Origin of the sequence: Methanospirillum hungatei JF-1, assembly GCF_000013445.1 — an archaeon.
In the GTDB taxonomy this organism is placed as follows: domain Archaea; phylum Halobacteriota; class Methanomicrobia; order Methanomicrobiales; family Methanospirillaceae; genus Methanospirillum; species Methanospirillum hungatei.
In genome coordinates, this window is sequence record NC_007796.1 from 2,316,592 (window position 1) to 2,336,507 (window position 19,916).

At 47.3% G+C, this 19,916-nt stretch carries 12 protein-coding genes; 7 read left to right on the forward strand and 5 right to left on the reverse strand.

Going from position 1 to position 19,916, the window contains the following annotated elements:
- Nucleotides 1-58 precede the first annotated feature (58 nt).
- Complete coding sequence (locus tag MHUN_RS10650; protein ID WP_011449019.1) at nucleotides 59-502, forward strand: hypothetical protein; 444 nt, start codon at nucleotides 59-61, stop codon at nucleotides 500-502.
- Between the two features lie 42 nt (nucleotides 503-544).
- Here the strand turns inward: MHUN_RS10650 and MHUN_RS10655 are convergent, their stop codons facing one another.
- Nucleotides 545-2,842 carry a S8 family serine peptidase gene (locus MHUN_RS10655; RefSeq protein ID WP_204222962.1) on the reverse strand — a complete coding sequence of 766 codons (2,298 nt, stop codon included), beginning with the start codon at nucleotides 2,840-2,842 and terminating at the stop codon, nucleotides 545-547.
- Nucleotides 2,843-3,036: 194 nt separating this feature from the next.
- Here MHUN_RS10655 and MHUN_RS10660 point away from each other — a divergent pair, with 194 nt between their 5' ends.
- The 5 genes from MHUN_RS10660 to MHUN_RS18740 all read left to right on the forward strand — a co-directional run bounded on the left by MHUN_RS10660 (nucleotide 3,037) and on the right by MHUN_RS18740 (nucleotide 9,258).
- The gene (locus MHUN_RS10660) at nucleotides 3,037-3,813 is read left to right on the forward strand and encodes an ABC transporter substrate-binding protein (RefSeq protein WP_011449021.1); all 777 of its coding nucleotides are present in this window, start codon (nucleotides 3,037-3,039) and stop codon (nucleotides 3,811-3,813) included.
- A 345-nt stretch (nucleotides 3,814-4,158) separates the two neighbouring features.
- Nucleotides 4,159-4,719, forward strand: coding sequence for a hypothetical protein (locus MHUN_RS10665; RefSeq protein WP_011449023.1), 561 nt, complete (start codon nucleotides 4,159-4,161; stop codon nucleotides 4,717-4,719).
- Between the two features lie 434 nt (nucleotides 4,720-5,153).
- Nucleotides 5,154-6,740: an AAA-like domain-containing protein gene (locus MHUN_RS10670; protein ID WP_011449024.1), complete on the forward strand. Its 1,587-nt coding sequence runs from the start codon at nucleotides 5,154-5,156 to the stop codon at nucleotides 6,738-6,740.
- Between the two features lie 245 nt (nucleotides 6,741-6,985).
- Entirely contained in the window at nucleotides 6,986-8,572 is a 1,587-nt protein-coding gene (locus tag MHUN_RS10675; RefSeq protein ID WP_048067455.1) for an AAA-like domain-containing protein, read from the forward strand.
- 386 nt (nucleotides 8,573-8,958) lie between these two features.
- The gene (locus tag MHUN_RS18740; protein WP_143709473.1) at nucleotides 8,959-9,258 is read left to right on the forward strand and encodes a hypothetical protein; all 300 of its coding nucleotides are present in this window, start codon (nucleotides 8,959-8,961) and stop codon (nucleotides 9,256-9,258) included.
- A gap of 394 nt (nucleotides 9,259-9,652) precedes the next feature.
- On the opposite strand, the gene MHUN_RS10685 is transcribed toward MHUN_RS18740, so the two are convergent.
- A complete protein-coding gene (locus MHUN_RS10685; RefSeq protein WP_048067457.1) occupies nucleotides 9,653-9,865 on the reverse strand; it encodes an asparaginase domain-containing protein in 213 nt (70 codons plus the stop codon).
- A gap of 62 nt (nucleotides 9,866-9,927) precedes the next feature.
- Between MHUN_RS10685 and MHUN_RS10690 the strand changes: the two genes are divergently transcribed.
- Nucleotides 9,928-10,245 (forward strand): helix-turn-helix domain-containing protein, encoded by a 318-nt coding sequence (locus MHUN_RS10690; protein ID WP_011449026.1) that lies wholly within the window; start codon nucleotides 9,928-9,930, stop codon nucleotides 10,243-10,245.
- A 2-nt stretch (nucleotides 10,246-10,247) separates the two neighbouring features.
- On the opposite strand, the gene MHUN_RS19745 is transcribed toward MHUN_RS10690, so the two are convergent.
- The 3 genes from MHUN_RS19745 to MHUN_RS10700 form a co-directional block, all read right to left on the reverse strand.
- Nucleotides 10,248-10,376: a hypothetical protein gene (locus MHUN_RS19745; protein ID WP_275039181.1), complete on the reverse strand. Its 129-nt coding sequence runs from the start codon at nucleotides 10,374-10,376 to the stop codon at nucleotides 10,248-10,250.
- Between the two features lie 5 nt (nucleotides 10,377-10,381).
- Complete coding sequence (locus MHUN_RS10695) at nucleotides 10,382-13,336, reverse strand: tetratricopeptide repeat protein (RefSeq protein WP_011449027.1); 2,955 nt, start codon at nucleotides 13,334-13,336, stop codon at nucleotides 10,382-10,384.
- 263 nt (nucleotides 13,337-13,599) lie between these two features.
- Complete coding sequence (locus MHUN_RS10700) at nucleotides 13,600-19,644, reverse strand: DUF3320 domain-containing protein (protein WP_083758456.1); 6,045 nt, start codon at nucleotides 19,642-19,644, stop codon at nucleotides 13,600-13,602.
- Nucleotides 19,645-19,916: the final 272 nt, after the last annotated feature.

Genomic DNA, 19,916 nt, shown 5'->3' on the forward strand with positions numbered 1-19,916 from the left:
GCCCTGTTTCAGTTATTATTTTGACAAAAAATAATGCCTATTCTAACCAATACTGAATATGAACCGGAAGATCCCCGGAACTCTGGGCCTCATTTTTGGAACCATCGCCTTCCTGGTTGGAATATTTTCATTCTCACAGGTATCTTATTATCTGGCCGCAGGATATCTCCTCGTCTGTCTTTTTGCAGGAATGCTTATTGTCAGAGTCTTTTGTGCATCCTGTCCGATGAAGGGGACATGTGTTCATATTCTTCCCGGTTATGTGGCACAGTTCTGGAACCAGCTACCCGGACCATATTCTTCCGGGAAAATTATCCTGACCGGGATTCTCTTTGCGATAATAATTCTCATACCCCAGCTTGTTCTGATCAGATCACTCTATCTGTTTGTGCTCTTCTGGATCTGTATCATCATTGCGGCAATGAGCAGTTATCTGGTCCTTTGCCCTGGATGTGGCAATCAGTACTGTCCGTTTCGAAGAGAAAAGAAAGAGCAGAGATGACTCGGAGATTAATTCAGCCTCACTTAAGTTCATCTCTGCCCGTTATCCAAACCCTGCCTGATATGTCCCGTTCTGTGAGCAGTACAGCCAGTACCCGTGGTATGGTCGTATTGGCCGTTCATCGCTCTGGTGACCGGTTCCTCCCCTGATTATCGGTTCTTCGTACTGCTGCACGACTGCGTCATACCCGGTGGCATATGACCAGGCATTCATCAGGGTGTGGAATGTCTCTTTCGCTGAAAGATCCTTCTCCATCCAGCCTCCAATCGATGACCATCCTACCGGAATCTCCCGGGAAAAAGGAATAATCTGGTCTGTAAACCTGACCGGGACAGTTATGGTATTGGTTGAATAGATCCAGTATCCCTGGAGGGGAACCACCGGATCATTCATTGAGAGCGTTCTGTATCCGGTGGTATTATTCACATATACAAGGACTGAATGGCCGGATGAGTTCACCCCGGCAAATATTTGTGCAGTATCATATCCTGGGTTGAGTCGCCTGGGGATGGATACATGATTCCATCCCGGATAAAGTGGGATTCCATCGGACTTCTTCAGAGACTTCAGGGCTGCAGAGAGGTTTACCCGAGCACCGGTGATGGTTTTATCCTGCAGTGACGGGAGTGGGTCAGCGGTATCCATGATCACCTGTTTTACTCCTTCTGCCGTAAGATCAGGTTTTTTCCCTTTGATAAGACCGGCCATTCCGGATACCATGGGAGCTGCCATTGATGTACCACTCATGTACTGATATTCAGGCTTTATTGCTTCACCCCGGTATCCGATCCTTATATTTCTGATAGAAAAGTCTGATGTAACATCTCTCTTAAACAGGATATAGGTATATCTGGTCCTGAATCCTGATTCGGTATAGACAGAATTAAGCGGGATGAAGAGTTGTCTCCAGTGATCTTCGTGAAATTCTGTATCAAAATCCCACAAGGATGTCCAATTTACAATATCATTTGAGTATTCAATTATCTGATACCCAAAAAAATCACCTTTTACCTCCCAGATCAGATGAGGGATTTTATTTTCTTCAGAAGGGATATCAACAGAGGTATTCATCTCGATGACAAATGTAGAAATGTCAGGATAATCTGAGAGAACTGCCTGTAATGACACGGGCTCTCCTGGCATGGTTCCAGGAATGCGGGTCCAGTTCCCGGTAAGCGTAAAATTCTCCTTTGCAAATGTGGGGTCTTCAAAGAACGAAGTATAGGAATATCCGGATGGAATGGTACTGTATATATCAGTACCCGGAGCTCCAACATGGACCGTCCGATTGCCAAAATTCGAAAACCACGATAGTTCATCCTGTGGATCAGTGGCAGCGACCGCTATCACATTACTGAAGTTATAACATGCCGGATACTGGGGAAACATATTCAGATCCCCTCCATAATTTCCTGCTGAGCAGACAAATAGTGCAGGAGACTTTCGGATAATATCCTCCATTGTCCGGCTGTACGGTGTTCCAAACGAGCAACTGATGATCGAGGCATTATAGAGCGTGGCATACGCCATGCCAAATGCCAGATCTGATAGTCGGCCATGGCCTTTGTAATCAAGGACTTTAATCGGCATGATAGTAGCATTCCAGGCTACTCCTGCCCCTCCAAGGTTATTATTCCCAATCATACCAATAACCCCGGCACAATGGGTTCCATGACCATCATCATCCCAGGGTTCAACCGCTATTTCCTCCAGAGCGTTTAATCCATGCAGCACCAGCCCTGATTGAGACATGCTCCAGATATTTCCGGCAAGGTCAGGGTGACCAATATCTGCTCCGGTATCAAGAACGGCAATGATAATCCCATTCGTTCCGGTGGTTTCATTCCATCCGGAAAGGGCACTAATATCTGCACCGGAAATCCCCGGGCTGGTATTTTCCTTAAAAGGAGTTCCGGTATTGGAAAGCCCCCATTGTCTCCAGAACTCTGGATCATCCGGAGTTGTGTGGGCACTGACATAATAATCTGGTTCTGCATAGGCTACACCCGGGCATTCGGAATAATACCGGACTGCATCAGGAACCGAAATAGTGTCCGGAAGAGTGACCAGGGATAATCCGGATATGCCGATGGTCCCATAATCGCGTTTAATCGTCGCTCCTATTGCTGCATGAATATCTGAAAGGGAATTGACTGATCCGTCTGGATTTGTATTTGCCTGCACAAGGATACTTCCATTCACGTATGGAGGATCAGGCAGAAAATTCGGAATTCCGGTAGCATTCGTGAAATATTTAATATCATCTGCCAGACCAAATAAAAAGGAGAGACCGACCAGGCAGACCAGGAGGCAGATTACTTTGCTTAGTATTTTTCTCATAAAGGTGATCTCAGTGAAAGAATATGGTATCTTCATTATTCTTATGCTTTTTTATAAAAAATTCTCTATCAATATAAACCACTGATAAATGCAGGTATGTTGTAAATAACATGATATTCGGTCTTTTCTATTCGTTCATTATTTGATTATTTTCTCATCAGCAACCATCAATATCCAGATAACAGATAAACCATATGAGTTCACCCGTGAATTATCTCCTTCTCCTGCTTTTTGCAGGTTTCCTGATAACGAGCTGTTGTGGAGCAGCCGGAAATATTTCCGGGACCGAAAAACCTGTGTATATCGTTGGGATAGATGCATACTATCCCCCGTTTACCTATCTGGATGCAAATGGAACACCTGTCGGGTTTGATGTCGATTCAGTTCAATGGATTGCGGATACCATGAATTTTAAGGTACAGATAACCCCGGTCCCATGGGATGATATTCTCACTGCTCTTGAAACCGGAGAGATAGATCTGATCTATTCAGGGTTTGCTATAACCAATGAGCGAAAGGAGATCTGTGATTTTACGGTTCCGTACTGGCAAGTCAACCAGTCTGTAGCGGTAAACAATCAGAGCTCCGTAAAGATTGATGACTTTTACTCAGGATTACTTCGGGTCGGTGCTCAGAACAATACCCGGGGAGTTAGCTGGGTGGAATTGAATCTCATCGGAAAGGGGAAGATGGCACCTAGGTCACTTGTCAGGTACGAGGGAATGAATGAAGCATTCGATGAGTTGCAGGCCGGTCGGCTCGACGCGATAATTGGTGCAAGTTCTTTAATAAAGGCCAATCTGGATAGTTGTGACTGCCATGTGATCGGCGAGATTGAGACAGATGATCACTATGGCGTTGCAGTGAAAAATGGCAATTCCGATCTTCTCGAAACCATGAACACGGGAATAGATCTCCTGATGCTCTCACCTGAATGGGAGAGACTGAAATTGAGATATCTGATGGAGTAATCCATCGAATAATTTCTTGATCGAAAAGGGAAGTCCGGCTCGGATTTGGGCCGTATGTTCACTCTCATTATGCACGATTATTGTTTCCTGATATTCTCTCAATCTCGACAGGAATACCTGGACAGATGATATATGTTCTCCCTTCTTTCCCTGTTCCGATTCCCTTTCTCCTGAATACATCCAGAATATTTTGTCCATGATGGTTTTTTCACCATCCTCATCATTGGTATCGGTGGATGTACTGGTAGTTACGGAGGATAGTATATCAACGAGTACCGAAACCTCTTTTTTCTCTTCTCATCCCGGACAAATCAATTCTTATGTTCACATGATAATATCAGTTGTATGGACCATGGTCTGATGAGAGGATTATTCTGCTTATTTCTACTGGTATCACTGGCAGGATTCTGTATTGCTGATGAGGCACCTGGCTATTCAGTCTATATTCAGGGTGGAGAATCGTCCATGACCGAAGATGCAGATGGATTGATGCTGGTTACGATTCAGGATGTTGTTCCGTATATTTGTTTAGAATTTGAAAAAGGAGATCGGTTACTCCCAATCAGTGATATTACCATCTTTCAGTTCCCATTGAATGCAGCACTTGTCTTTTCCGGAACAGACGGTGATTCTGTCTCTCTTATCCAGATCTCAAATCTTTCCCTATCTGATGATAACAAAGACCTGACATTGCAGATAAATCCCCTCGAATTTTATGAAGGAGAGATGCTGAAAGGATATGCACATGATGCCATTGCCATAGAAAAGATCAGCACAGAAACGCACAAATCCATAGGTGTTTATATGGAGGTTCCCGCTCAAACGCCCTCAAATATTCGTGTAGGGTGCTATTACGAATCAAATTGTATCTATAAATGTGTTGGGTATATTGGTTACTATTGTTGATTATTGCGAGGAACAGGAAAAGCACGTGGGATCTGAATTTTCATCTCATGGACAACGAACTGTTGGGTGGCTGAGCAGAGTATTCGCAATTCAATCCACAGTTCTCCTCTCCTCCTTCTGATGCCGGTACGGTAGGAGGTTACTGATTTCATTCTATTTCTATTGTTTTCAGAACAAAATATTCTCCTATTCTGTCTTTTGATAACAATTTTTAGAAATCTCCCAAATACTACGAACCCACTGGCATACATGTCGCCAGAGCCTGGAGGTGAGATTTTCTGCTCATAAAAAGGGAGGATACGTGCCTTTAAACTGATAATACTTTCAAATTATACGCAAATTCTTGAAATATTGTTTAAATTTAATTTTTCTGGCTACTACGCTCTGAATCACGGGGAGGAGTTTTCTGTCATCAGGACCTATAGATATATACGATGAGGTTCTTCAATACCGCCGGACCGGTGAACTGTGAGAAACATTACTGTCTCCCCCCTCTTACCCGGTTTGATCTGCCTGAAATACTCACGCTCATCAGTCAGGAGAAGTACTTTGTCTTGCATGCACCCCGGCAGAGCGGGAAGACCTCATGTATGCTTGCCCTTCGGGACTATCTGAACCGTGAAGGCAGGTATGCTGCACTCTATATGAATGTAGAAACCGCCCAGACCGCCAGAAGTGATGTTTCGAGAGGTATTAAAGCAATAATAAGCGAATTTGCCTTTCAGGCAGACCTGACTATTCCGGATTCATCACTTCGGGATAAGATAAATCATTATATTGAGGTTTATGGTCCTGATGCAGCATTTAAAATGGTCCTATCTGATGTATGTAGGAGTGTATCTCTTCCAGTAGCCCTCTGTATAGATGAGATTGATGCCCTTGTGGGAGATACCCTGATCTCTGTTCTCCGTCAACTTCGATCAGGGTATTCTGAACGACCTGCACATTTCCCTTCCTCAATCATCCTCTGTGGAGTCCGTGATGTCCGTGACTACCGGATTCATTCGGATAAAGACAAGGCGATTATCACCGGTGGAAGTGCATTTAACATCAAGGCAGAATCCTTATGGCTCGGAAATTTTACCGAAGAAGAGACTGGGATCCTTCTCCTTGAACACACGAAAGAGACAGGACAGGTTTTTGAAGAAGGAGCTCTTGCCGCTGTCTGGAATCTGACACGTGGCCAGCCCTGGCTTGTCAATGCCCTTGCATATGAGGTCTGTTTCAAAATAGAAGAGGGAAGGAACCGTTCCAATCCGATATCAGAGTCTCTTGTCATAGAGGCAAAAGAGCGGCTTATCCAGAGAAGGGAGACGCATCTTGACCAGCTGGTGGATAAACTTCAGGAAGAGCGAGTCAGGAGAGTTATCGAACCAATACTCACCGGAGAGATGTTTGAAAAGAACTTCAGACCGGACGATATCTCGTATCTCGTCGATCTTGGTCTCATTATCCAGGAACAAGGTGGAGCTCTTGCGATTGCAAATCCGATATACCAGGAGATTATTCCCCGAGAACTCAGTTATACTGCACAGTCAGGTATGGCCCTGAAATCTGTCTGGTATATCGGTGAAGACGGAAGAATCCGGGTGAATGATCTCCTTCTATCATTCCAACAATTCTTTCGTGAACACTCCGAAAGCTGGACCGATATCGCCCAGTATAAAGAGGCAGCTCCCCAGCTCCTCCTCCAGGCATTTTTACAGCGGATAATCAACGGAGGCGGACAGATAATACGGGAATATGGTCTCGGACGGGGAAGAACCGATCTCTTTATCCTCTGGCACCTTCCTGACGGAACGTATCAGCGGTTTGTGATAGAATGCAAGATGGTGTACGGCTCACGGGAGGTGACCATCAGTAAAGGGCTTGTTCAGGTGACAAAATATGCTGATCGATGCGGGGCAGAAGAGGTGTATCTGCTTATCTTTGACCGGGATAAAAACAAGAGTTGGGATGAGAAGATCTTTACAGTAACAATTGAGCATCAGGGGAGAATGGTAGCAGTATTTGGGATGTGAGCAGGGATGAAACTTTTTCAGTCTGAGAGATAATCAATGGTGATTTCGTAAAACATTGCAAGAAAGATATTTATTCTGATCTCAAGGACCTCATTGTCAAATAGCAGCACCATGCACAATCCAAATAGATGAAATCGTCATATATTCGGCGATTTTTTTATATTTTCAGCGAAATTGGCTTTTTCATAATTGTTTGCTCGTTTCACGGAGAGGGATTTTCTATCATCAGGATCAATAGAGATACGATGAGGTTCTTCAATACCGCCGGACCGGTGAACTGCCAGGATCATTACTGTCTGCCTCCTCTTACCCGGTTTGATCTCCCTGAAATTCTCACCCTCCTAAGCCAGAAGAAGTATTTTGTTCTCCATGCTCCACGGCAGAGCGGGAAGACCTCATGTCTGCTTGCCTTGCGGGAGTATCTCAATAATTCAGGTGAGTATCGTTCATTATATATCAATGTTGAAACGGCTCAGGCTGCTCGGGATGATGTAGAAAACGGGGTCCGTTCAATTATTGTTGAAATTAATAAAAGAATGGATCAAAGCCCGGTTTTTACAGGATTGGGTGTGGTTACTGCAGATTTATGGGATAATACCAATGCCTACTCAGTTCTTAATATTGTCCTGAGCAGACTTGCGTCAATTGACAATAAACCTCTGGTACTCCTCATTGATGAGATCGATGCTCTTGTAGGTGATACATTAATTTCAGTGCTCAGACAGATTCGGTCAGGATATGATAGTCGGCCGGTTCATTTCCCTTCCTCAATCATCCTCTGTGGAGTCCGTGATGTCCGTGACTACCGGATTCATTCGGATAAAGACAAGGCGATTATCACCGGTGGAAGTGCATTTAACATCAAGGCTGAATCCTTACGGCTCGGAAATTTTACCGAAGAAGAGACTGGGATCCTTCTCCTTGAACACACGAAAGAGACAGGACAGGTTTTTGAAGAAGGAGCTCTTGCCGCTGTCTGGAATCTGACACGTGGCCAGCCCTGGCTTGTCAATGCCCTTGCATATGAGGTCTGTTTCAAAATAGAAGAGGGAAGGAACCGTTCCAATCCGATATCAGAGTCTCTTGTCATAAAGGCAAAAGAGCGGCTTATCCAAAGAAGGGAGACGCATCTTGACCAGCTGGTGGATAAACTTCAGGAAGAGCGAGTCAGGAGAGTTATCGAACCAATACTCACCGGAGAGATGTTTGAAAAGAACTTCAGACCGGACGATATCTCGTATCTCGTCGATCTTGGTCTCATTATCCAGGAACAAGGTGGAGCTCTTGCGATTGCAAATCCGATATACCAGGAGATTATTCCCCGAGAACTCAGTTATACTGCACAGTCAGGTATGGCCCTGAAATCTGTCTGGTATATCGGTGAAGACGGAAGAATCCGGGTGAATGATCTCCTTCTATCATTCCAACAATTCTTTCGTGAACACTCCGAAAGCTGGACCGATATCGCCCAGTATAAAGAGGCAGCTCCCCAGCTCCTCCTCCAGGCATTTTTACAGCGGATAATCAACGGAGGCGGACAGATAATACGGGAATATGGTCTCGGACGGGGAAGAACCGATCTCTTTATCCTCTGGCACCTTCCTGACGGAACGTATCAGCGGTTTGTGATAGAATGCAAGATGGTGCACGGCTCACGGGAGGTGACCATCAGTAAAGGGCTTGTTCAGGTGACAAAATATGCTGATCGGTGCGGGGCAGAAGAGGTGTATCTGCTTATCTTTGACCGGGATAAAAACAAGAGTTGGGATGAGAAGATCTTTACAGAAACAATTGAGCATCAGGGGAGAATGGTAGCAGTATTTGGGATGTGAGCCAGGAACGGCTCCTGATTCTGTGCCGAATTATATCTCTCCCAGATACTCTCTCAATGATTGTATCATGGATTTATAGCAGTCAAAAGATGGTAAGCCGGTATTATCTCGTCATGCCTGTCATGATACACTGTTCTATGAGCTTGATGAGTGTTTGAAATCATCCGTACCGATACGAAATTTCTGTTCCATGCAGCCCCGGTATTCTTATAATAACTTTTTTCTCTGTGAGCATGTCTCTTTTCATATAATCAAACCAGGATGAGATATGTTCCAGGATTACGCCATATTATGGAAATGAGATTATGCAAGGATGATGAAATACACCATTTACAAGCAACCATCCCCAAGTCATCTGTCCAGGGATCCTATGGGGGGTGGTCACAGTGCCATTCGGCGAAAAGACGTTCCAATCCGGCCACACGTTCTCCAGTCGGACAGACCAGTACATGAACGGAGCCTCGGTCTTGGCCCCTGACTTCCATACGAGATCCCCAATGGGCGGAGTGGTCATTCTGGCAGAAGAGAATCAAACGTATGGGCTGTCAGGATTGCTTGTAATAGAGGCGGTATATATCGACAATCATCAGAGCATTCTGTTCCATGAATACATACATGAACCCCGACAGGGTCTCTTCACCTACGGGTGTGATGATGTGCCCTCCCTGATCCCAGGGTGTGCATAAAATAATGCACAGGTACATCAGGCGTTTTTTAAAATTAAAGAGATAATAGAGTGTTAAAAAGAGTGATCAAGTACGGTGTGCATAATTTTTATTTTCACATATGCACTCACAGATCCATCATCTGCCTGTTACGTGATCTCCCTGGATTATGCACACCGTACAAACCCTGTGAATAAAAGGGTTTGATTATTGAAAATAACCCCTGGTGAGGTTTTCAGGTGTTCCTTTTTCCGGCGAACACCTCGTGCACACATAGGCACACCTGCACACCGTCATGGATTGTTCCAATTTCAGTGGAGATTTTCTCGATGAATATATTGGCCCTCCCCATATATCCTTTTTTTGAAGATATTCAAAAGGACCCCACATGAATCTCTGATACTGTGGTGGTATTCTACCAGCTCTGGTGATACAATCTCTGTGAGGTCCCGTCCATATATCCGAACAGACCAAAGTCAGGTGACCTGAAGGTCCCAATCATCTCCGTATTGATCTTGGTCGTCTCCCGTGCCACGTCGATATGGTTTTGAAGGAGGATCAGGACTCCCACCCCCGATGCCACAGGTGATCCGGCAAGGATGACTACATCCACAAATAATCCATACATAGAACTACATTCACATACATTCAAATACACCCTTCAATCAACACTATATACAGAACATCCCCATGCCTCCCCGGAAAAATCCTGAATCCGCTGCCAGATATACCGAAGCGAAAAAGACACCATACATTCTTGAACTAGCAAAGGAACGTGAATTCAGAAAGAACTTCGAACTTGAGAAGGGGAAATTTTTCAGAACTGACACCGTTGCAGAGATTCTGGACATCGAACCTGAAGTTATCCGGGATTTAATCAGGAAAGGAGAACTCTTTGCGATAAAAATAGGGAAGTCATACCGGGTAACAGAAGCAGACCTTCAGGAGTTTCTTTTTCAAAGATACACCAGGAAAAGAAGCGGAGAACAGAGACGCGAAGAAGGGTAGGCCTATTCCCGGTCTGACCAGAACCGATCCCGCTCCTCCTGTTCCTTCTTTTTTCGCTTCCTCTTTTGCTCCTCTTCCTCGTTCAGATGTAACCCAAGTGACTGATGAAGCCAGTATCCGAATATATCCATACACATCACCAATACCCATCCATATACCCGACCGGAGTTTTCAGGGGTCTTCCTGGCACCCGGGGTTGTGCTGGCATCTCTTCTTCCTCTTCAGGAAATGCCCGCTTCCCAAACCTGACGATGATCTGTTCATACTCTTCATGGGCATCGTCATCATCAAGGGCAGCGAGGGCATCGCAGAGATTTCTCCGTGCAATAACCTCTCCGGGCTGACACCTGATTGCCTGCCTGAAATCAGATACCGCCCCCTCGAAATCACGCAGACCAAGTCTTGACAGGCCACGGTTATTCCAGGCTCCCCATTCATAAGGCATGAGTATAACAGCCTGATTCCCATGCACAACAGCCTCTTCATGCCGCCCCAGGTTGGATAAACACCAGCAGAGTGCAGAATGGGCAACACCGGATGAGGGATCCAGTTCAAGGGCTCGAAGGAGAACCGGCTCTGCCTCATCAAACCGACGGAGATTATCTAGAACCAGGCCCTTCTCAGCAAGAAAAACAGGGTTGTCAGGATCGTTTTGGAGAAGTTGGTCATATACCGCAATCGCCTGTACATATCGTTCTTCGTTCTCTTCCAGATCGCCAAGCATGTGATATGCATCTGCCTGGTACCGAGAGACTATCGGAGAATCTGACTCTATATTGGTGAGCGTCGTACAGACATTTACAGCAAGCCTGACCACCCCATATCGTTTCAGACTGACCGCCCGTTCATGGAGCAGTTCTGCGTACCTCTCCGGAGTATGGCTTATCGTTTTCAGATCCTCGAGAGGACCCTGCAATCGGAGCATCTTCAGCCCTTCCTCCAGTAGGTCCTTCACCTCTCCATCGTATCCATACCGGCCGGCTGCAAGAGAGAGCTGGGAAAGCGCCTCCCCATACTGTTCCAGTTCAAATAACACTCTGGCAAAGGTAATCCGCAGCGATGAATCATCAGGATCCTGGCGAATCTCCTCTGCAAGCATCCTGGCGGCCTGCCGGTAATCCCCGATAAATGCCCGAAGCTCTCCTTTCTCAGCCTGGAAGAACCGGGCAGCATACTCCGAAACCGATTCACACTCCTTATCGCTCCCTGAGAGAATCCGGGCTGCTGTATGCAGATACCTGACCTCTGCCGTGTTTGGAAGGGAATTCTTACATTCAGAGAAGAGAATCGCGGCTTCTTGTGCTTCCGTAGCCAGGAGTAATAACCGACCATACATCAGGAGGTTTTTCTTCGAAGAGCCGCATATTCGGAAGTTCTCCCGCATCGCATAAAGACCGGTACGAAAACTCCCCTCAAGCTGACAAGCCAGGGCACACAGGTAATAATCCATCGGACGTCCGGGATTCATCTGCATGATCCGGACAGCAGTAAGGGCTGCATCGCGATATTCACCAGACCTGATAAGGCAGCGGATAAACACTTCAAGCAGAGTGCAGTCAGATGACAACGCATCCTTTCGTGAACTCAGTTCAAAATATGCATCACGGTATCGTTCCTGTTCAAGAAGCGTCCTGACATACATATTCAGTGCGGGCCGGGAATCAGGACTCTTCGTGAGAACATCCTGTGTGATTATCTCAGCATCATGCAGGCAACCGACCGACCTGAATGCAATGGCACGGATCAGACAGAAATCCTGCTCTTCCGAATCTGCAAACCGTTCGGATATGAGAACGGCATCTGTCCCCCGGTTCGCCATAATGTAACAGAAACAGAGAAAAACCAGATACTCCGGAGCCCCGCTTGCATGAGCAAGGACCTCAAAGGGTGGTATTGCAGCATCCATGCCATCGGTCATGAATAATTCAAGGGCCAGAGACTCCGGTGTCTCTTCTGACGGGGGCTTGAAATAACCGGCAGATTTCATGTGAAGCAGGGAAAACATCATATTCGTCCGATCCCTCGCTGCTGCGGTTATCAGAACCCTGATGGCCTCCCTGATCTTGCCTGATGAATACAGGGCCGATGCTTTCAGATATATCGCTTTCCATGCATCGCTCGCCTTTTCACCCGTCTCTGCCAGTCTGATCAGATCATCATACCGGCCGGTGAAATATAACGATGAAAGGTAGGGAATGAAGAGATCCATGTCGTCCGGAGATGATTTTTGTGCAGATTCGAGAAAAACTTCAGCTTCTTCATATCTGCCTGATTTCAGGAGCTCTTCAGCCCTGAACACGGGAGCGGCCTCTGGGTGGGGCGGTGCATAAAAGCCAGAGATATCCCGCCTGATCACAAGAGCCTCATCCTCTCTTCCACATTCGGTCAGGAGATGAGCAAGATCAACTTTTGACTGCATATCCTGGGGCTGGTCCTCGCATGAAGCCCGAAGAAAGGTCTCTGCAGCACTGATATCACCAGATCTCCATGCTAATATCCCTTTTACATAGGGGACCAGGGGCATTTTATCTCCCTCCTCTCCAACGGCGGCCATGATCTCCGCGGCAGCAGACATCTCCCCCGTATGAATAAGAGCGAGAGCTTTGAGTGCATGAATTGTCGCCATAAATCCGGTGACATCAGGGGTGTCACCCAGCTGGGATTGTATCCCGTCACAATATTCAATGGCCAGATCCGGGTTTCCGGTGAATATATGGCAGATACTGATGAAGAGTTTTCGAATTCCGGCAAGACCATTGGACATAAATTCATAGTGCTGAAGAACAGAGAGAGCACTATGATAGTACCCCTGGAGCATGAGATTTCTGCCCAGCTCATCCCTGAACTTCTCTTCAAAGGGATTCTCCCGGTAGATCTGATATAATTGCCTTAATGCCTCATCCGGACGTTTCAGGTACGAAAGAACGATAGATTTCAGGAAGAGGAGGTACAGATTACCCTTCCAGACAGACAGCCCCATGTCAACCTGAGTAAGGGCCTGGTCATATTCCTCCGCATCAAGGAGAGCAGTAACCCGGGTGATCAGAAAATCAAACCAACTGCGTCCTTCCTGTTCAGGTATATCTTCCATCTTCCTTCCTCCGTGTAGTATTCTTCGACGTTATAAATTATATATATTCGCATACAAAATTATGCAAAAATATACATAATTATACACAAGCCAATGATTTCGATCTCATCGCCTGGATAAACCAGGACAGGTCGTCAGACAACCGGGTCTGGGTATGGATCTCTTTTTAAAATGCTTCAGGGAGATATAGAGATTTCCTATACAATTTGAATGAATTTATAGGGATATGGATGGGTTGAAAAGACAGGGGATTCGTCCTCTGATCAGTCAGGAGGAACATAAACCAGTTCATCTCCTTTACACTGTACCTCACCGCGATCCATGAGAAGGGCAATACCCTGTTCTATCCTGGTCTCAAGTGCATGATTTATCCGTTTTATTCCAAACAGGGAACCGACTATGCGGGTTAACGCACTGGTGCTCATCGATCCCGTCTGTTTCATCAGATGGATGATCGCGTTGGAATACTCATACATTGATATCTCATCCGCTTTTCGTTGCCAGGGATCTCCTGCCGGGTGGGAGCGGAAGGTCACATATTCAAGAAATGCCTGATGATTGGACCAGAAAAAGATCTGGTTTCCTTCTGTCTCCCGGTGGAAGGGAAGCGATAGGAGAAGAGATTCTATTTTATTCTTTACCGATGCGGTTTTCCTTGTGATCTGCCAGTGGGGGAGAAGACGTGCAATACAGATGTCACGGGGGACAGGACCTTCTATTGCCACAATCTCTTGTAAAACCCGGATAATGTCTTCGTCACGGGTTCCACTCAGGAGATCATCCTTTGTTCCCAGGACCTCATATCCCACATACGCCACATAACAGATCTCGGGAAATTTCACCGGCACGGATGGGATATGGTGTGGCAGGGATGATCTTTCGAACGATTTTACAGCGGATTTTGGAGATCCCTCATCGCCGGAGATACCATGTTCGTCACCATCATCCTGTAGGATCTCATGTTCTCCCTGATCGCCTTCCTCACATTTCTCCTCCAGTTCCTCGCCCTCAACCGGACAATAGAGCATTGTTTCCGGTGCATACTCACTTCTGATCTTTTCAATGGTGTGGATGATGCGATGCAGCTCAACCTCCTGCTCATCCCACCAGTCGGTAGACCACAACCGGTGAATATTCCAGCCAAGGGTATGCAGGACAAAGAAGGTGAGAACGTCGCGGTCACGGGCTGATTTTGCCTTCTGGTACCGTGGCCCGTCACATACAATACCAAGAATATACCGTCCAGGCAGGTCAGGGTCCAGTACTGCAACATCGATCCGGTACCCTCCGCATCCAACATGAGTATGGACCTCATACCCCTGATCTGTAAGGGATTTCGCTACATCCGACACAATGGGCAGGAGATCCGTCTCCATATCCCGGATACAGGTCTCTGCAATCGCTTTCGGCCCTTTTTCCGCGAACTCAAGGAATGATTTCAGGAGGACAACTCCCATCCGCCTGGTCCGGGACAGATCGATCTGCTCCGGAGTCATCGAAGAGAATACTTTAATCTCTTTCCGTGCCCTGGTAATTGCCACATTCAGCCGTCTTTCTCCCCCGTCACGGTTCAGCGGCCCGAAGTTAAGGGAAACCCTGCCCGATTTATCAGGACCATATCCAACAGAGAAGAGAATGACATCCCGTTCATCACCCTGAACATTCTCAAGGTTTTTGATAAAGACCGAATCAGGACGGTCATCACTGAAATAAGGTTCTATATCAGGCCTCATCCGCCGTTCCTTCTCCAGAAGGGTCCGGATGAGATCCTGCTGCCGTTCGTTAAACGTGATCACCCCGATAGAGTCTGAGGACGTGGCAGGATCGCAAAGCCGCCGTACTATCTCGCTAACCACTGCTTCAGCCTCTGCCCGGTTTGTCCGGGTATTTCCTGAGTCAAAGACCCCATCAATATGGACAAGCGAGATGGCCGGGCTGGTATGGGGCGAGGGAAATGTCAGGAGACGATTACGGTAAAAGTGGTAGTTGCTAAAGGCGATAAGACTCTCATGCCTGCTCCGGTAATGCCATGCAAGGTGCAACTGTGGGATATCTGATGCAATGCATTCATCCAGGATACTCTCAAGATCAAGAGCAGATGTCCTGAAATCATCTCCATCACTTTCATTCATCCGCTGAAAGAGGCTGGTCGGAGGAAGCTGTTTTGGATCACCAACAATAATGGCAGAATTTCCCCGTGCGATCACCCCAATCGCATCTGACACCGGGATCTGCGACGCCTCGTCAAAGATGACCAGGTCAAACCGGTGGATATCAGGGTCAAGGTACTGGGCAACCGAGATCGGACTCATCAGCAAACAGGGCTTTAATCGCGGAAGAATTGTGGGAATACTCTTAAAAAGACTCCTGACCGGCATGTTACGGCGCTGCAGGTGAATCTGATGACGCAGAACCCCTAATTCCTCCTTCTCTGCCCCTTCACCCCTTGGGATCCGTGCCGACAGTCTGGCCTCTATCTCCTTTCTGGTCAGGTCGGTGAACCTCTCATCAATCTCCCTGAATTTTTCGATGGAATCCTCAAACTTCGGGCGGTAAAATTCCTTCAGTACCGGATCCTGTTCACGAATGCCATCTACCCAGTTCTGGTAATAGCTCCGGAGCATCAGATCCTCAATCTGGGAATGGATAAGCGTTGCATCCTCATACCGTTGGATGACCGGTGAATACCCCTTCTCATCCGCTACCTGTCTGATCCGGTTCCACTGACACCAGCTCTTCAGGTGTGATGTCTCCTTCTCCCATCGCTGAACTGTTGCAGCCTGGGCACTGAGAAGATCGGTCACCGTTTGCTGCGGCCAGAGTATCCCGGGATCATACTGCAGCAGATCGGCAAGGGATGATCCTTCACGGTCATACTGGTGTAATGCATCCTCATAATCAGAGAACTGCTGCCGAATCTGCCTGGCATCTGACTCATTCATAAACCGGAACGTCAGATCACTCCAGCAGGTGACAAGCCGGATATACCCATCCTCATCTGCCCTGATTCGGGATGCAGCAGCCGAAACTGCCTCTGCTGACCGTACTAGGTTCTCACAGATATCAAAGTCCTGATCCTCCACATTCCAGTACCGGCCAAAGAACAGGGCGGCACGATCAGAGAAATTCCGGATGATGTTATCCAGTTCCTGCATCCGGTGGATCTTCGGGATGTCATGAGAGAATTCTTCAACCGGTGGAATGGACATGAGACAATACGGCAGGATATCTGATTGTATCTCCCTGACCAGTGCTTTCCGCCGCAGAAACCAGGCTGATCTCATGCTCTCAATCTTTTTGGAGAGAGAGGTGCAGTCAAGCTGGGAGATATCTGGATGATACCGTCCTGCCAGATAATTCCATATCCTGTTCCGCTCCTTTCCGGCCTGAATGAAACCGCCTATCTCTTTACGGGTATGGGGGTCCCGAAGAGCACGAAGCAGATCAGGGGAGAGGGCACATCCAGCTGTGCTGAGTAGCCGGTATATCGGGATAATCTCGTTGAGAAATGACGAGGGAGATGCCGGATCAATTCCCAGAATATCACACAGAATTGGAAAGAGGGAAGAAAGTTTCTCAATAGAGGATCTGAAATGTCCAAGCCCCGTCTCCACTGCCGTCTTCCATCTGGCACTCCACTCCGTGCAGTGGACACCTGCCCAGACATTATCCCGTGGATGGACGATCTGCCCGGTGATGATCCGGCTGTCATGGATAAATGCCTGGATATCCTGAAGCGTTTCCCTCGTACAATCAGATGCATCCGGCCATGAAAGGGGTATATACTCTACATTTCGAAGACGAATAAGACGCTCGAGCCCCTGGTAGAAACTCTCCCCGGTGCTCCTGACCGAATGAAGGGCGTGGACATAGGAGTTCAGCCCGGCCCGAAGGTCGGCAAGATATTCGGCATACAATGACCAGTCATCAGGAGCAGGTAATTCATCCAAGGAAAGGACCTCTTCAAACTGGCGTAATACCTCCCGTTTATGGCTCTTGTTCGAGTGAAGTTCAAGGCAGAATGGTGCAAGGCCGGACTCTTTCAGCCGGCTGTGAACAACATCAAGGGCTACCCTTTTTTCTGACACAAATAATACCGTCTTCCCAAGAGCCAGACAGTGGGCGATGATATTAGTGATGGTCTGCGACTTGCCGGTCCCCGGTGGTCCATGGAGGACAAAGGTCTTCCCTTCCCCGGCAGCAATGACTGCAGCAAGCTGTGACGAATCAACACCAACCGGGCAGAACGCATCTCCCGGCTGCACAGCCAAATCAAGGGTTGCCGGCTTTCGAAATGATCCATCCTTCGGGTACGGAAAGAGGTGGGGTTCCACGAGATTACTCACCAGGGGATTCTCCATGAAGGCTTCAGCATAGGTAGAGAGATCCCGCCACATGAGATACTTAAGGAAGGTGAAGTGACCGATGACTGCCGTGCTCACTACCTCATATCTGGGCAGATTCTTCACACTCTTCCTGAACTGGTGCAGGACTGCGGCAACATCCACCCCGTGCTCATCTATCGGAAGTGGATCGATGGAAGATATCTCAATCTGAAAATCCTGATACAGTCGCTCTAACAGGGTTGTGTTGATCCGTGGTTCGTCATCTCCCATCCGGATGGAAAACCCGGTAGTCACATCTTTTCTGGTTATTTCAAGGGGTATGAGCAGGATGGGTGCATGAAGGGGTGTATCAGAGATGTCTGTCTCATACCATATCAGGGTCCCGAGTGCAAGGTAGAGGGTTTCTGCTCCGCTCTCTTCCAAAGACTTCTTCGCCTGGGCATAGAGATTGTACAGTCTTTTACTCAGTTCTTTCTCTGATATCTGACAATATAATCGATTCCTGCCCAGTTCCTCGACAAAATACCCAAACAGGGGATCATGCGGGAGCAGGGAGTGGGGGGTAACTTCTCCGGTATGATCAAAGTGATGCACATGAAACGCTCTCCCTTCAAAAACCGCATCCTTCAGCCGTGTGAGATCCGGAGTCAGAAGCGTGAGATGAGACCCCGAATTATACATATTCAACAGGTGGTTTCTAAGCGTGAGATCAAGGAGATTATGCATCCACCGTTCGAGCCGGGGATAGCAGGATCGTCTCTTCTCATATGGAAAGAAAGGCAGGGGCGGGTGAATATCGCCAGGAGGAGCAGGGATGGAACCGCTAGATCCATCTCCTTCAGAGAGATTATCCGGCTCTGTTCTCCGGTCCTGATCATCCGGTATCGGGGTTTCATCTGAAACTGCCAGTTCTTCTGCCCACACCGGAAGAGGAATGATATTATATCTCCCATTTCGTGAGGTCTTTATATCAATAGCACAGAAAAAACCCTGACTGTCAGAGAGGTGACCGGCTCCACTGGTCACAGACATCTCAAAAGATACAGGGGTATCAGACGTCGCCGTCACCACGTCAAGAAGGAGAATTTCACCAAGTTCTACCCGCTTTTTGATGGGCAGAGATGCTTCAATGACCACATCACTGAAGGTGTCAGGAATCAGCCAGCATCCGGCAAAGGCATGGCCCTCAGTGATACATATGAGGGGATGAAGACCGATTCGCTCAAGACATCCGGCATACAGAAGGGAGAGATCAAGGCAGTTTCCCATCCGTTCCCCGATTATCGTATCTGCAAGCCTTACCTTCTGCCCTTCCTGTTCAAACCCGGCTTCAGGTGTCGCATACCTGATATGCAGATCCTGGAGTGCAGCATAGACCGCCGCTGCCATCTTCCTGACCCGGTTACTGTCACGAGTCTGATACCCGGTCAGTGAGGAGTCCCTGGTCCACCTATACAGGATATCCTGTGCTTTTTGTACGATTGCAGTAATTTCAGGACTGTTCGGGATGATAAACGCAGATATGAGTTCAGGAACTGACCGAAGACCACTCCATTGATCATAGGCAAGAATCCTGACCGAGTATGACTGAATGAGAAGTGGTTTCCCTTGGTACGAGATCTCAGCCGTGAATGAACCATGAACCGGAGAAACGACCGTTCTGAAAAATCCATGACGAAGGATGAGAGGGATCGTATGAATGGTAAAGGTCTCCCCAGGTGATATCTTTGATATGATGATCTCATAAGGATCAGAAAAAGAGGGATCTGATGTGATGCAAAGACGTAAGGCATGTAAGGGAGTATCTGCCAGGTTCCCGACCTTTATCCGCTTGATGACAGGAATCCGGTTCTGCTGAACCGCATAGCTGATTGCCGAATCATACTCAACGATGAGAGAGAGCGGGGATGACCCATCAGGTACACTCTGTTGATCTGGCGGAAATTTTTCAGTATTCACCATATCACCATTCTGGTCATACGAGAAGGATCATGTTCACATCGGCATCGTGGCTGTCGGTACCGGCCTTTATTGATCTGGTATGTTGCGGGTGTTTATGCTTTCGAAAAAACCGGATACCATAAGAATAAATTCAGATATCAGGTAAAATGTATTCCCCTGCACGGGGATTTGTGTGTCAGGTGGGAGAATGTGGTGAACAGGAGTTCATATGATGGATGGTAGGTTATGCAGGGGATAATAGTAGTATCCACAAAGAGATATATGAATATACG

Excerpts from the sequence above, each read along its gene's own strand:
- MHUN_RS10685 (WP_048067457.1), bottom strand. The coding sequence starts at position 9,865 with ATGTATGGATTATTTGTGGATGTAGTCATCCTTGCCGGATCACCTGTG.
- MHUN_RS10695 (WP_011449027.1), bottom strand. The coding sequence starts at position 13,336 with ATGGAAGATATACCTGAACAGGAAGGACGCAGTTGGTTTGATTTTCTG.
- MHUN_RS10660 (WP_011449021.1), top strand. The coding sequence starts at position 3,037 with ATGAGTTCACCCGTGAATTATCTCCTTCTCCTGCTTTTTGCAGGTTTC.
- MHUN_RS19745 (WP_275039181.1), bottom strand. The coding sequence starts at position 10,376 with ATGGATATATTCGGATACTGGCTTCATCAGTCACTTGGGTTACATCTG.
- MHUN_RS10655 (WP_204222962.1), bottom strand. The coding sequence starts at position 2,842 with ATGAGAAAAATACTAAGCAAAGTAATCTGCCTCCTGGTCTGCCTGGTC.
- MHUN_RS10650 (WP_011449019.1), top strand. The coding sequence starts at position 59 with ATGAACCGGAAGATCCCCGGAACTCTGGGCCTCATTTTTGGAACCATC.
- MHUN_RS10700 (WP_083758456.1), bottom strand. The coding sequence starts at position 19,644 with ATGGTGAATACTGAAAAATTTCCGCCAGATCAACAGAGTGTACCTGAT.
- MHUN_RS10665 (WP_011449023.1), top strand. The coding sequence starts at position 4,159 with ATGGACCATGGTCTGATGAGAGGATTATTCTGCTTATTTCTACTGGTA.
- MHUN_RS10670 (WP_011449024.1), top strand. The coding sequence starts at position 5,154 with ATGAGGTTCTTCAATACCGCCGGACCGGTGAACTGTGAGAAACATTAC.
- MHUN_RS10690 (WP_011449026.1), top strand. The coding sequence starts at position 9,928 with ATGCCTCCCCGGAAAAATCCTGAATCCGCTGCCAGATATACCGAAGCG.
- MHUN_RS10675 (WP_048067455.1), top strand. The coding sequence starts at position 6,986 with ATGAGGTTCTTCAATACCGCCGGACCGGTGAACTGCCAGGATCATTAC.